7 protein-coding genes are annotated in these 13776 nt (G+C 68.7%); 4 read left to right on the top strand and 3 right to left on the bottom strand.

What is annotated here, in order from left to right:
- Positions 1-131 precede the first annotated feature (131 nt).
- The 3 genes from Q7W82_RS14505 to Q7W82_RS14495 are packed head-to-tail and all read right to left on the bottom strand — an operon-like array spanning position 132 to position 5251.
- Positions 132-3305 (bottom strand): multidrug efflux RND transporter permease subunit, encoded by a 3174-nt coding sequence (locus Q7W82_RS14505; RefSeq protein ID WP_242160412.1) that lies wholly within the window; start codon positions 3303-3305, stop codon positions 132-134.
- Positions 3306-3317: 12 nt separating this feature from the next.
- Complete coding sequence (locus Q7W82_RS14500) at positions 3318-4601, bottom strand: efflux RND transporter periplasmic adaptor subunit (RefSeq protein ID WP_242160411.1); 1284 nt, start codon at positions 4599-4601, stop codon at positions 3318-3320.
- Positions 4598-5251 carry a TetR/AcrR family transcriptional regulator gene (locus Q7W82_RS14495; protein WP_242160410.1) on the bottom strand — a complete coding sequence of 218 codons (654 nt, stop codon included), beginning with the start codon at positions 5249-5251 and terminating at the stop codon, positions 4598-4600. Before Q7W82_RS14495 ends, Q7W82_RS14500 begins: the two co-directional genes overlap by 4 nt.
- A gap of 242 nt (positions 5252-5493) precedes the next feature.
- Between Q7W82_RS14495 and Q7W82_RS14490 the strand changes: the two genes are divergently transcribed.
- The 4 genes from Q7W82_RS14490 (at position 5494) to Q7W82_RS14475 (ending at position 13716) form a co-directional block, all read left to right on the top strand.
- The gene (locus tag Q7W82_RS14490; protein WP_242160409.1) at positions 5494-10611 is read left to right on the top strand and encodes an NAD-glutamate dehydrogenase domain-containing protein; all 5118 of its coding nucleotides are present in this window, start codon (positions 5494-5496) and stop codon (positions 10609-10611) included.
- Positions 10612-11038: 427 nt separating this feature from the next.
- On the top strand, positions 11039-11809 hold the full coding sequence (locus tag Q7W82_RS14485) for an NAD kinase (RefSeq protein WP_184502413.1): 771 nt from the start codon (positions 11039-11041) through the stop codon (positions 11807-11809).
- A gap of 135 nt (positions 11810-11944) precedes the next feature.
- The gene (locus tag Q7W82_RS14480) at positions 11945-12910 is read left to right on the top strand and encodes a 5'-nucleotidase (RefSeq protein ID WP_017907609.1); all 966 of its coding nucleotides are present in this window, start codon (positions 11945-11947) and stop codon (positions 12908-12910) included.
- On the top strand, positions 12907-13716 hold the full coding sequence (locus Q7W82_RS14475; protein WP_242160408.1) for a fused MFS/spermidine synthase: 810 nt from the start codon (positions 12907-12909) through the stop codon (positions 13714-13716). The genes Q7W82_RS14480 and Q7W82_RS14475 overlap by 4 nt, the downstream gene beginning before the upstream one ends.
- Positions 13717-13776 lie beyond the last annotated feature (60 nt).

Raw genomic sequence — 13776 nt, 5'->3', positions numbered from 1 at the left:
CGACTAGGTTCCCGGACAACAAAAAGCGGCCTTGCGGCCGCTTCTTGTTTTGCCTCTGCAGGGCGGAAGGATCAGGACCGGGAGCGGGTCGATTCACGAATCCCTACTCCCGAATCCCCAATCCCCGCCCCTCAGCGATCCGGCTGATGCCGCGCCAAACCGGCTTCCTGCATCTGCGTGAACTCCTTCGACGGCTCGTCCAGCTTGTCGCCGAGCATGCGCCGCACCATCACGAAGAACAGCGGGATGAACAGCACGCCCAGCACGGTGGCGAACAGCATGCCGCCGATCACGCCGGTACCGATGGCGTGGCGGGCGTTGGCGCCGGCACCGGTGGAGATCGCCATCGGCAGCACGCCGAGGATGAACGCGAACGAGGTCATCAGAATCGGGCGGAAGCGCAGGTGCGCCGCCTCGGCCGCGGCCTCGCGCAGGGTCTTGCCCATCGCCCGCTGCTCCACCGCGAACTCGACGATCAGGATCGCGTTCTTGGCGGCCAGGCCGATCACCGTGATCAGGCCGATCTTGAAGTAGATGTCGTTGGGCAGGCCGCGCAGCAGCGAGAACGCCACCGCACCGAGCACGCCGATCGGTACCACCAGCAGCACCGACACCGGGATCGACCAGCTCTCGTACAGCGCCGCCAGGCACAGGAACACCACCACGATCGACAGCACCAGCAGCAGCGTGGCGGTGTTGCCGGCGATGATTTCCTGGTACGACATGCCGCTCCAGTCGAAGCCGAAGCCCGGCGGCAGGTCGTTGTTGACGATGTCCTCCATCGCACCCATCGCCTGGCCCGAGCTGCCGCCCGGGGCCGGGTTACCGACGATGTTGACCGCCGAGTAGCCGTTGTAGCGGCTCAGCGAGGGCGAGCTGTAGATCCAGTCCGAGCTCACCACCGTGCTCAACGGGATCATCTGCGGCAGGCCGCTGCTGTCGGTGGCGGTGCTGCTGGGCACGTAGAAGTTGCGCAGCGACTCCGGACCGGTGCGGAACGGCGCGTCGGCCTGCATGTTGACGCGCTTGATGCGGCCTTCGTAGAAGAAGTCGTTGACGTACACCGGCGCCAGCATCAGCTGGATCGACTGGTAGATGTCGTTGACCGACAGGCCCATCGACTGCGCCTGCACGCGGTCCACCTTCAACTGCAGCTGCGGCGAGTTCTCCAGGCCGTTCGGGCGCACGCCGGCCAGGGTGTCCTGGCGCTGCGCGGCCTTGCCGAGCACGATGTTGCGCGCCTGCAGCAGGGCTTCTTCGCCGGCACCGGTCCGGTCCTGCAGCCACATGTCGAAGCCGCCGAACTGGCCCAGGCCCTGCACGGTCGGCAGGTTGACCACGAAGATCTGCGCGTCCTTGATCCCGTAGAACATCCCGTTCAACTGCTGGATCAGGTCGCCTGCGGCGATGTCGCGGTCCTCCCAGGGCTTGAGCCGGATGAAGCCCATGCCCACGTTCTCGCCGCGGCCCAGGAAGCTGAAGCCGGCCACCTGCAGCATGCCTTCGACCGCCTTCTGCTGCTGCAGCACGCCGCGCATCTGCGCGAACACCTCGTTGGTGCGGGTCTTGGTCGCACCCGGCGGCAACTGCACGATCGCCAGCGCGAAGCCCTGGTCCTCTTCCGGCAGGAAGCTGCCCGGCATGCGCGTGAACAGGAAGCCGCACAGCACCAACAGCAGGGCGAACACCGCCATCCAGCGCGGCGCGCGGCGGATGGTGCTGCCGACCGCGCCGACATAGCGGTGCGCCAGCTTGTCGTAGTACTTGTTGAAGGTGCGGTAGACCCAGTTCGGGTTGTCGTTGTGGGTGGGCTTGAGGAAGGCCGCGCACAGCGCCGGGGTGAAGCTCAGCGCCAGGAACGCCGAGAACGCCATCGACATGGCGATGGTGATCGCGAACTGCTTGTAGATCGCGCCGGCCGCGCCGGGCTGCATTGCCGAGGGGATGAACACCGCCGCCAGCACCACGGTGATCGCCACCACCGCGCCGGTGATCTGGGTCATCGCCTTGTGCGTGGCCGCCTTCGGTGCCAGGTGCTCCTCGGACATGATGCGTTCGACGTTCTCGATCACCACGATCGCGTCGTCGACCACGATGCCGATCGCCAGCACCATTGCGAACAGGGTCAACTGGTTGATGGTGAAGCCAATCACCCACATGCCCAGGAAGGTGCCCAGCAACGCCACCGGGATGACCAGGGTGGGGATGATGGTGGCGCGGAAGTTCTGCAGGAACACCAGCATCACCAGGAACACCAGCACGATCGCTTCGGCCAGGGTCTTGACCACTTCCTCGATCGAGATCTTGACGAAGGTGGTGCTCTCGTACGGCGTGAACCAAGTGACGCCCTGCGGGAAGCTGGGCTGCAGCTCGTCCATCTTGGACTTGACCGCCTCGGACACGCTCAGCGCATTGGCGCCGGGCAGCAGCTGGATCGCGAAGGCGCCGGTCGGCTTGCCGTTGTACTGGGTATCGAAGCCGAAGTTGGTCGGGCCGAACGCGACCCGGGCCACGTCCTTCAGCCGCACCACGGTGCCGTTGCCGTCGGCGCGCAGGATGATGTTCTCGAACTGCTCGGGCGAGGTGAAGCGGCCTTCGGCGCTGACCGTGGCGGTGAACGACTGGCCCTGCGGTGCCGGGTCGGAACCCAGTGAGCCGGCCGCGAACTGCACGTTCTGGGCGCGGATCGCGGTGTACACGTCGTTGGCGGACATGTGGTAACCCTGCAGCTTCTCCGGGTTCAGCCAGATGTCCATGGCGTACTCGGCACCGAACTGCTGGGTGCTGCCGACGCCGGGCACGCGCGAGATCTGCTCCAGCACGCGCGAACCGACGATGTCGTTGAGCGCGTCGCGGTCGATCGACGGGTTGTCCGAACGCAGCGCGATCACGCTGAGGAAGCCGGCGTTGGCCTTGGCCACCACCACGCCCTGCGCGGTCACTTCCGAGGGCAGGCGCGGGGTGGCCAGCGACACCTTGTTCTGCACCTGCACCTGGGCGATGTCCGGATCGGTGCCGGTCTCGAAGGTCAGGGTGATGGTGGCGGTGCCGCTGGAGGACGACGACGAGCTGAAGTACAGCAGATGGTCGATGCCGGTCAACTGCTGCTCGATCACCTGGGTGACCGAGCGTTCGGTGGTGCTGGCGCTGGCGCCGGGATAGGTGGCGGTGACGGTGACCTGGGGCGGGGCGATCGAGGGATACGACTCGACGCCGAGATTGAGGATGGCGATCACGCCGCTGAGCGAGATCAGGATCGCCACCACCCAGGCGAAGACCGGGTGTTCGATGAAGAACTTAGGCATGGGGGGAGTCCGTTACTGCTTCGGCTGGTCGGAATGCGAGGCGGCGTCCGGCGAATCGCCGTGCGCTGCGCCCTGCGCCGGGGCGGCGCCCTTGGCCTGCGCGGCAGCACCCTGGGCGCCCTGGCCGGGGGCCGCGCCAGCGCCCGGGCCCTGGCCCTGCGCAGCGGCGTTCGGGTCCCACGGCTTGGCCACGGCCGGTGCGCCTTCCTTGACCTTGGGCAGGCCACTGACGACCACCTGGTCGCCGCTCTGCAGGCCGCCGCTGACGATCCACTTGTCGCCCTGCTGGCCGACCGTGGTCAGGTCCTTGCGCACCACCTTGCTGTCCTTGCCGACGACCATGGCGTAGGCGCCCTTGGCATCGCGCAGCACCGCCGCCTGCGGGATCAGGTAGACGTCCTTGCGCTGGCCCAGGTTGGCCGCGAAGCTGACAAAGGCGCCGGGCAGCAGCACCCGGTCCGGGTTCGGCAGCAATGCGCGCAGCGTCACCGAGCCGGTGCTCGGATCCACCGCGGCGCCGGAGAAGTCCAGGGTGCCGGCATGCGCATAGGTGCTGCCGTCGCCGAGCTTGATCTGCACGGTGGACTTGTCCTCGGCGTTGAGGGCGACGTTGCCCTCGGTCTGCGCCTGGCGCAGCTGCGCCAGTTCGTCGGCGCTCATCGAGAAGTTGACGTACAGCGGGTCGAGCTGGTCGATCGTGGTCAGCAGGGTGCTGTCGCCCTGGCCGACCAGCGCGCCCTCGGTGACCTGCTGCTTGCCGGCGCGGCCGGCGATCGGCGCGGTGACGGTGGCGTAGCCGAGGTTGATGCGCGCGGTTTCGACCGCGGCACGGGCCTGCTGCACCGACGCGGCGGAACTGCGCTCGGTGGCCTCGGCGTTGTCCAGGTCGGACTTGGACACATAGGCCTGCGGTGCCAGGCTGCGCGCGCGGGCCGCGGCGGCCTTGGCGTTGGCGTAGGTGGCTTCGGCGGCGGCCAGCTGGCCCTGCGCCGAGGCCAGCGTCGCCCGCAGCGGCGCCGGGTCGATCTGGAACAGCGGCTGGCCTTCCTTGACGTCGGTGCCTTCGGTGTACAGGCGCTTTTCCAGCACGCCGGCCACGCGGGCGCGCACATCGGCGCTACGGAACGCGGACAGGCGGCCGACCAGGTCGCGCTGCAGCGGCACGGTCTGCGGCTGCGCCTGCAGCACGCCCACCTCCGGCGGCGGCATGGCCTGCTGCTGATCCTGTTTCTTGCAGGACGCCAACACCACCACGACGGCGCAGGCCAGGGCGAGAGAACGCAACGGGGAGGTCATCGGGTGGTACTCCGGTCTGGTTTTGTAGAAGGAAGGGAAGGGGCGGGGGTGAAGGCGCGCAGGAAACCGTCCACGGCGAACTCGGCCCAAGCACGCTGCGCGGCGGGCGCGTCGCGATGCGCGCTGTGGAAGCGCCGACGCTCGAAATCCATGCCGACGATCATGCTCAACAGCAGTTCGGCCATGAAGTGCGGATCGTCATGCCGGAGCTGGCCGCGGGCCATGGCATCGCGCAGATGCTCGCTCAGGCGCTGCATCAGTGCACCGGCGCTGTCGTGGAACAAGGCGCGGGCTTCTTCGGGGAAGTGCCGGGACTCGGCGGCGATCAGCTGGGAACTCTGCAGAACGCTCGGCTCGAACAACTGTTCCAGGTATTCGCAGGCGAAGCGCAGCAGGCTGCCGCGCAGGTCGCCCTGCGCCGGCTCCAGGTGCGCGGTGGCCAGGTCCAGGTGGTCCTGCAGGGCCCGCCGCAGCAAGGCCTGCTTGCTGCGGTAGCGGCTGTACAGGGTCTGCTTGGAGCAGCCAGCGCGTGCCGCCACCGTGTCCATGCTCAGGCCCATGCCTTCCTCGGCCAGCAGCTCGCGCACGACCGCGTACACGCGTTGGTCGCGCGCCTGGCGCTGTGCGGCAGAGGCGAGGGGGGTGCTCATCGATTGTGGACTATACCGTCCAGTTTAGAATTAGAACAGCCTTGACACCGCGGCGTTCTTGCTGACAACAACACGGCCCGCAAAGCATGGTGATCGCGGCGTGACGATGGTGTTGCGAGCCGCTTTGCCCGATTTGGCGCCTCGTCTCCGCCACGCCCTCGGTTTGCGATGCAGCAAGGTAGTTGAACGGAGCACCGGTACAATTCTCGCTTTCCCATCGAGCATCGTTGCTGCTCTCCGTCATGAAACCCAAACACGCCGCTTCCCGTTCCAAATCTCCGGCCGCCACCCGCACCACCGCGACCCCGTCCGCCACCAAGCCGGCCAAGGCACCTGCCAAGACTAAGGCGGCCGCCAAGCCTGCGGCCAAGCCCGCCGCCCCGCGCAAGGCCGCGACGCCGCCCAAGCTGGCCGCGACCGTGCCGGCCACGGCCAAGGTGATCGACGCGGCGCCCGCCGCCAGCGGTTTCAGCCTGACCCCGGTGTTCGCGGCGCTGCGCAAGCGCTATCCGGCCGCCCGCCAGGAGGAAGCGCAGACGTTCGCCGAGGAGTTCTACAAGCGCATGGAGGAGGACGAGTTCCCCCACCACAGCGCGCAGGAGTGGGCGGCGCTGGCCGCGTCGATGCTGGAATTCGCGCGCAAGCGCAAGCCGGGCACGGTCAACGTGCGGGTGTTCAATCCGAATCTGAAGGACGACGGTTGGGAGTCGTCGCACACGGTGCTGCAGATCGTCAACGACGACATGCCGTTCCTGGTCGATTCGGTGAGCATGGCGCTGGCGGAACTGGGCATCGGCGTGCACGTGCTGGGCCATCCGGTGCTGCGCATGCAGCGCGACAAGAGCGGCACGCTGGAGAACGTGGGCGAGGGCAAGGCGGAATCGCTGATGGCGCTGGAGATCGACCGGCAGCCGCCGGAAGACATGGCGCAGGTGGAAGCGGCGATCCGGCGCATCCTCGGCGAGGTGCGCAACATCGTGCGCGACTGGGGCAGCATGCGCGAGAAGATGCTGGCGCTGGCCGACGACCTGACCACCCGGCGCCTGCCGGTGGACGACAAGGGCCGGCGCGAGGCGCAGGAATTCCTGCGCTGGGCCGCGGCCGACCACTTCACCTTCTTCGGCTACCGCGAGTACCGCGTGGAGAAGCAGGGCGGCGAAGACGTGCTGGCGCCGCTGGAAGACAGCGGCCTGGGCCTGCTGCGCGGGCAGGACAAGTCGCCGGCGCGGCCGGTGCGCACGCTGGCCGCGCACGGCCTCAGCGAGTCCGGCACCAAGGAAGCGCTGATCCTGACCAAGACCAATGCGCGCTCGCGGGTGCACCGCAGCGGCTACATGGACTACATCGGCGTGCTGGAGTTCGACGCCAAGGGCCGCATCATCGCCGAGCAGCGCTTCCTCGGCCTGTTCACCTCCAGCGCCTACAACCGCCGCCCGTGGGAGATTCCGCTGGTGCGCGAGCGCTTCGACTCGGTCATGCGCAAGTCCGAGCTGACCCCGAGCAGCCACAGCGGCAAGGCGCTGCGCCACATCCTGGAGACGTTGCCGCGCGAGGAACTGTTCCAGTCCAACGAGGAAGAGCTGTACCGCACCGCGATGGGCATCCTCGGTCTGCAGGAGCGGGTGCGCAGCCGCCTGTTCCTGCGCCGCGACAAGTACGGCCGTTTCATTTCCGCACTGGTGTACATCCCGCGCGAGCGCTTCAACACCGACGTGCGCCTGCGCATCGAGGCATTGCTGAAGGACGCGCTGCACGGCGAATACATCGATTCCAACGTGGTGCTGGGCGAGTCGCCGCTGGCGCAGTTGCACATGATCGTGCGGCCGAAGCCGGGCGAGGCGCTGGAGTTCGACACCACCGAACTGGAATCGCGCCTGGCGCACCTGCTGCGCAACTGGCACGACGACCTGCGCGAGGCGCTGGTGGCCAGCCGCGGCGAGCGCGATGGCCTGCGCCTGGCCGCCGGCTACGGCCGCGCGCTGCCGGCCGGCTACATCGAGGAGTCGACCGCGCAGATCGCCGCGCGCGACGTCGAGCGCCTGGCCGCGCTGCGCGGCCCGGAAGACCTGCACCTGAGCCTGCAGGCGCTGCGCCGCGACGGCGCCGACAGCCTGCGCCTGAAGCTGTACCGCCAGCACGACGACCTGCCGTTGTCGGACGTGCTGCCGATGATGGAGAACCTGGGCCTGCGGGTCATCTCCGAGCGTCCGTACCGGCTGGTAGTGGACGGCACGCCGCTGTCGATCCAGGACTTCGAGGTCGAGCCGCTGGCCGGCAGCATCGACGTGGAAGCCGCCGACGCGCCGCTGTGCGAGGCGTTCGTGCGGATCTGGCGCGGCGACGCCGAGAACGACGGCTTCAACCGCCTGATCGTCGGCGCCAGCCTGAGCTGGCGCCAGGTCGCGGTGCTGCGCGGCTACTGCAAGTACCTGCTGCAGACCGGCGTGCCGTTCTCGCAGGCCTACGTGGAAGAGACCTGCAACCGCTATCCGCTGCTGGCACGGCTGCTGGTGGAACTGTTCGAGGCGCGCTTCGATCCGGCCACCGGCAGCGAGAGCAAGGCGCAGATCGCCGAGGGCCAGGCCGCGCTGGCGGCGCAGCTGCGCCTGCTCGCCCACGGCGACGAGGCCGCGCTGAAGGCGCTGCAGCCGGTGATCGACGCGCGCAGCGGCAACCGAGAGGCGCAACTGGAGGCGGTCTCGGCCGCGCTGCTGAAGCTGTTCGACCAGGTGGCGAGCCTGGACGAGGACCGCATCCTGCGCAGCTTCAAGGGCGTGATCGAGGCGACCCTGCGCACCAGCCACTACCAGCGCAACGCCGATGGCGGGCTGGGCCACTGCATCAGCTTCAAGCTGGATTCGGCCAAGGTGCCGGACCTGCCCAAGCCGCGTCCGTACCGCGAGATCTTCGTGTACGGCCCGCGCGTGGAAGGCGTGCACCTGCGCTTCGGCGCGGTGGCGCGCGGCGGCCTGCGCTGGTCCGACCGGCGCGAGGACTTCCGCACCGAGGTGCTGGGCCTGGTCAAGGCGCAGATGGTCAAGAACACGGTGATCGTGCCGGTCGGCGCCAAGGGCGGTTTCTTCTGCAAGCGCCCGCCGGTCGGCGGTGACCGCGATGCGGTGCTGGCCGAAGGCATCGCCTGCTACAAGCTGTTCATCCAGGGCCTGCTGGACATCACCGACAACATCGTCGGCGGCAAGATCGTGCCGCCGCCGCAGGTGGTGCGCCACGACCGGGACGACCCGTACCTGGTGGTCGCCGCCGACAAGGGCACGGCCACCTTCTCCGACATCGCCAATGGCCTGGCGCTGGACCACGGCTTCTGGCTGGGCGACGCGTTCGCCTCCGGCGGCTCGGTCGGCTACGACCACAAGGGCATGGGCATCACCGCGCGCGGCGCCTGGGAGTCGGTGAAGCGCCACTTCCGCGCGCTGGGCCGCGACTGCCAGAACGAGGACTTCACCTGCGTGGGCATCGGCGACATGTCCGGCGACGTGTTCGGCAACGGCATGCTGCTGTCGCGCCACATCCGCCTGCTGGCCGCGTTCGACCACCGCCACATCTTCCTCGACCCGAACCCGGACGCGGCAGCGTCCTTCGCCGAGCGCGAGCGCCTGTTCAAGCTGCCGCGCTCCAGTTGGGCCGATTACGACGCCAAGCTGATCAGCGCCGGCGGCGGCATCTATCCGCGCACGCTCAAGTCCATCGAGATCAGCGCGCCGGTACGCGAGGCGCTGGGCCTGGAGCCGGGGGTCAAGCAGCTCTCGCCGAACGACCTGATGCACGCCATCCTCAAGGCGCCGGTGGACCTGTTCTGGAACGGCGGCATCGGCACCTACGTCAAGGCCGCCAGCGAGACCCACGGCGACGTCGGCGACCGCGCCAACAACGGCCTGCGCGTCAACGGCGGCGAGCTGCGCTGCAAGATCGTCGGCGAGGGCGGCAACCTCGGCCTGACCCAGCTCGGTCGCATCGAGGCCGCGCAAGTCGGCGTGCTGCTCAACACCGACTTCATCGACAACTCGGCCGGCGTGGACACCTCCGACCACGAGGTCAACATCAAGATCCTGCTCAACGACGTGGTGCAGGCCAAGAAGCTGACCCTGGACGCGCGCAACAAGCTGCTGGCGTCGATGACCGACGAGGTCGCCGAGCTGGTGCTGTGGGACAACATCCGCCAGAACCAGGCGCTGAGCCTGATGGAGCGGATGAGCGTCAAGCGCCTGGGCTCCAAGCAGCACTTCATCCGCACCCTGGAAGCGCAGGGCCTGCTCGACCGGCAGATCGAGTACCTGCCCTCGGACGCGGAGATCTCCGCACGCAAGGCCCGCGGCCAGGGCCTGACCCGGCCGGAACTGGCGGTGCTGCTGTCCTACTCCAAGCTGGTGGCGTTCCAGCAGTTGCTGGAATCGGACATCCCCGAGGACCCGTACCTGTCCAAGGAACTGCAGCGCTACTTCCCGCAGCCGCTGCAGAAGAAGTACGCCGACGCGATGGAGCGGCACCGCCTCAAGCGCGAGATCATCGCCACGGCGGTGACCAACACCACCATCAACCGCATGGGCGCCACCTTCCTGATGCGCATGCAGGAAGACACCGGCCGCAGCATCGCCGAGGTCGCCAAGGCCTACACCATCAGCCGCGAGACGCTGGATGCGCGCGCGCTGTGGACGCAGATCGATGCGCTGGACGGCAAGGTGCCCGAGTCGGTGCAGATCGACGCGCTGGAGGTGATCTGGACGCTGCAGCGCGCCTTCGTGCGCTGGCTGCTGTTCCGTCCGGGCCCGATGCCGGGCATCACCGCGGCGGTGGAGCGCTACTACGAGCCGTTCAACGACATCCGCGTCGCCTCCGGCGTGCTGCCCGATTCGCAGCGTCCGCGCTACGAAGCCCTGGTGCAGGAGTGGCAGGACAAGGGCCTGCCGCCGGCGCTGGCCCAGCAGCTGTCGGAACTGCGCTTCCTGGAGCCGGCGTTCGACATCATCGAGATGGCGCGCACCCGCAAGCTCAAGCCGGTGGAGGTGTCGAAGGTGCACTTCCGCCTCGGCGAGGCGCTGCAGTTGCCGTGGCTGTTCGAACAGATCGACGCGCTGGAGGTCAACGGCCGCTGGCACGCAGTGGCCCGCGGCGTGCTGCGCGACGAACTGGCCAAGCACCACAGCGCGCTGGCCGGCCAGGCGCTGAGCCTGCCGGGCGGCACCGCCGAGGCCAAGGTGCAGCATTGGCTGCAGCGCGACGACAGCAGCCTGCGCTTCACCCTGAGCATGCTGCAGGAACTGGCTGCGCAGAAGACGCTGGACTATCCCACCGTGTCGGTGGCGGTGCAGCGGCTGGGCCAGCTGGCGGCGCACGGGGTGTAGCCCCGTGGTCAGGCCCGTGCGGGCCTGACCCAACCGTTTGCGGCGCAAACGGTTGGCGCCGCAAGGCCACCTTGCCTATCCCCCGCGGCTTCGCCGCGCCCCCCTTAACAGAAGGGGGGCTTTCCTCCAGGGAGGAATGTGGGGGTGGGCGAGGGGGCTGTCGTGGTGGGGGGATTGGGGCGTCGAGAGTGGGGATTCGCGACGGTGCATCGCTTTCTCGATTCCTCTTTGCACCTTCCGATCCCGTTGCCCGCTTTTGCCAATCCCGAAGCGCCACTCCCGAATCGCATCCTTTCGGGCTGCGCAATTTCGCGCTCTTGGCTGTCCCGTTTCCGACGCGATAGCCCGCTTCTGCCAATCCCGAATCCCGACTCCCGAATCCCGGCTTTACACCCGGACAGGTATGATCGGCGCCATGAATGCGTCCATGCCGTCCTCGCCCCGCATCTGTTTTCTTGCCAGTGTCCCCACCGAGTCGCAGCGGGCGCGCGAACAACTGGTCGCGCGCTATGGCGATTGCGAGCCGGCCGAGGCCGATGTGCTGTGCGCGCTCGGCGGCGACGGGTTCATGCTGCAGACCCTGCATCGCCACGGCAGCCTGGGCAAGCCGGTGTTCGGCATGAAGCTGGGCACGGTCGGGTTCCTGATGAACCAGTTCCGCGACGACGACCTGGTCGCGCGCCTGGCCCAGGCCGAGCCGGCCAAGCTGCGGCCGCTGGAGATGCTGGCGCAGACCGAATCCGGCGCCACCACCGGCTCGCTGGCCTACAACGAGGTCTCGCTGCTGCGGCAGACGCGCCAGGCCGCGCACGTGAGCATCGATCTCAATGGCCAGACCCGGGTCGACGAGTTGATCTGCGACGGCGTGCTGGTCTCCACCCCGGCCGGCAGCACCGCCTACAACTCCTCCGCGCACGGCCCGATCCTGCCGCTGGGTTCGCACACCCTGGCGCTGACCCCGATCGCCCCATACCGGCCGCGGCGCTGGCGCGGCGCGATCCTCAAGGCCGACATCGAAGTGCGCTTCCGCGTGCTGGACCCGTACAAGCGCCCGGTCAGCGTCACCGCCGACTCGCACGAGACCCGCGACGTGGTCGAAGTCACCATCCGCGAATCCCGCGACCGCCTGGTCACCCTGCTGTTCGATCCGGAGCACAACCTGGAGGAGCGGATCCTGAGCGAGCAATTCATGGTGTAGCGGCTGGCAGTGGGGAATCGGGAATGGGGAATCGCAAGAGCGGTTTCCTGGCAATTTCCTTTCCCTGGATAACTTCCACGCCTGCAAGCCGCTTTTACCTATTCCCCATTCCCGATTCCCCACTGCCAGCCCAAAATGTCCGACAACTCCCCCCGTCTGCTCACCGTCGCGGTCACCTCGCGCGCCCTGTTCGATCTGGAAGAGGGCCATGCCCTGTTCGAGCGGGAGGGGGTGGAGGCGTACAGCGCGTACCAGCGCGAGCGCGAGGACGATGTGCTCGCGCCTGGGGTGGCGTTTCCGGTGGTGCGCAAGCTGTTGGCGCTGAACCAGGGCACGCCGCCGGAGACGCCGCCGGTGGAGGTGATCCTGCTGTCGCGCAATTCCGCCGACACCGGGCTGCGCATCTTCAATTCGATCCAGCACTACGGCCTGGGCATCGTCCGCGCCACCTTCACCTCCGGCGAGGCCACGTGGCCCTACGTCAAGCCGTTCGGCACCGACCTGTTCCTGTCGGCCAACCCGGAGTCGGTGCGGCGCGCACTCAGCCACGGCATCGCCGCGGCGACCATCCTGCCCAAGCCGCCTGGCGAGCATGCGCAGGAAGCGGCCGCGGCGGCCGGCGCGATCGACGCCGACCGCCTGTCCACCCAGTTGCGCATCGCCTTCGACGGCGATGCGGTGATCTTCGGCGACGAGGGCGAGCGCTTCTCGCGCGAGCAGGGCGTGGAGGCGTTCGGTCGCTACGAACGCGAGAACGCGCGCGAGCCGCTGACGGGCGGGCCGTTCCGCAATTTCCTGTCGGCACTGCATGCGCTGCAGTCCGCGTTCCCGGCTGGCGAAGCGTCGCCGATCCGCACCGCGCTGGTCACCGCGCGCTCGGCGCCGGCGCACGAGCGGGTGATCCGTACGTTGCGCGAATGGGGCGTGCGCCTGGACGAGGCGCTGTTCCTCGGCGGCCGCCACAAGGGCCCGTTCCTGCAGGCCTTCGGGGCGGACATCTTCTTCGACGATTCGCAGCACAACATCGACAGCGCCGCCCGCGAGCGCGTCGCCGCCGGACATGTGCCGCACGGGGTCGCCAACGACATCGCCAAGCCGTGAGCGCGGCGCCCGGCGGCCGCTGGGCCGCGCTGCGCCGCCTGCTGCGACAAGGAGCGGACGCACCCACCGACCTGCGTCCCGGACGACCCTATGTCCGCCACGGCTGGCGCTACACCAGCCTGCAGTTCAAGGGTGAGGTGACCCAGAGCCGCATGTACACCTGGTGGCCGGACGTGCTGCAGGTGGGCTACACCCGCAGCATGCTCGGCGCGCTGCTGCTGCGCCCGGATCCGCGGCGGATCGGCATCGTCGGTCTCGGCGGTGGCTCGCAGGCCAAGTTCTGCTACCGGCACCTGCCGCAGGCGCGGATCGAGGCGATCGAAGCCGATGCCGACGTGCTGGCCCTGCGCACGGCCTTCCGCATCCCGGACGACGACGCGCGTTTCGAGGCCGTGCACGGCGACGGCGTGCGGCTACTGCCGCAGCGGCGCGACCGCTACGACCTGCTGCTGCTCGACGCCTACGACGCCGACGGCATCCCGGCCGCGCTGCTCAGCCGCAGCTTCTACGAGGACTGCCACGCGGCGCTGGCGCCGGGCGGGGTGCTGGCGGTGAACCTGTACGACACGGATACCCGCCGCCATCTGGCGCATCTGCGCGCGCTGTTCGGCGGCCGCGTGCTGCGCCTGGACGAGCCGCAGATGGACAACCACGTGGTGTTCGCCTGGACCGGCGCGCTGCCGGCGCTGGACGCGCACGCGGCCCTGGCGCGCCTGCCGTGGTCGGCACGCTGGCAACTGCGCATGCCGTTCCTGCGCGTGCAGCAGGCGATGGTGGGCGGGACGAAGGCGGGCGCTCAGCGCTAGGCGGCGCCTGGCTGTATCGGGTCATTGGGCTGCGCGTGCCGAGGGTGCGCTGCGTGTCTG

It is taken from the genome of Xanthomonas indica (assembly GCF_040529045.1).
Taxonomy (GTDB): domain Bacteria; phylum Pseudomonadota; class Gammaproteobacteria; order Xanthomonadales; family Xanthomonadaceae; genus Xanthomonas_A; species Xanthomonas_A indica.
This window is presented reverse-complemented; position numbering and strand designations above follow the sequence as displayed.

Coding starts and splice junctions, on each gene's coding strand:
- Q7W82_RS14490 (WP_242160409.1), top strand. CDS start 5,494: ATGAAACCCAAACACGCCGCTTCCCGTTCCAAATCTCCGGCCGCCACC.
- Q7W82_RS14495 (WP_242160410.1), bottom strand. CDS start 5,251: ATGAGCACCCCCCTCGCCTCTGCCGCACAGCGCCAGGCGCGCGACCAA.
- Q7W82_RS14505 (WP_242160412.1), bottom strand. CDS start 3,305: ATGCCTAAGTTCTTCATCGAACACCCGGTCTTCGCCTGGGTGGTGGCG.
- Q7W82_RS14485 (WP_184502413.1), top strand. CDS start 11,039: ATGCCGTCCTCGCCCCGCATCTGTTTTCTTGCCAGTGTCCCCACCGAG.
- Q7W82_RS14500 (WP_242160411.1), bottom strand. CDS start 4,601: ATGACCTCCCCGTTGCGTTCTCTCGCCCTGGCCTGCGCCGTCGTGGTG.
- Q7W82_RS14480 (WP_017907609.1), top strand. CDS start 11,945: ATGTCCGACAACTCCCCCCGTCTGCTCACCGTCGCGGTCACCTCGCGC.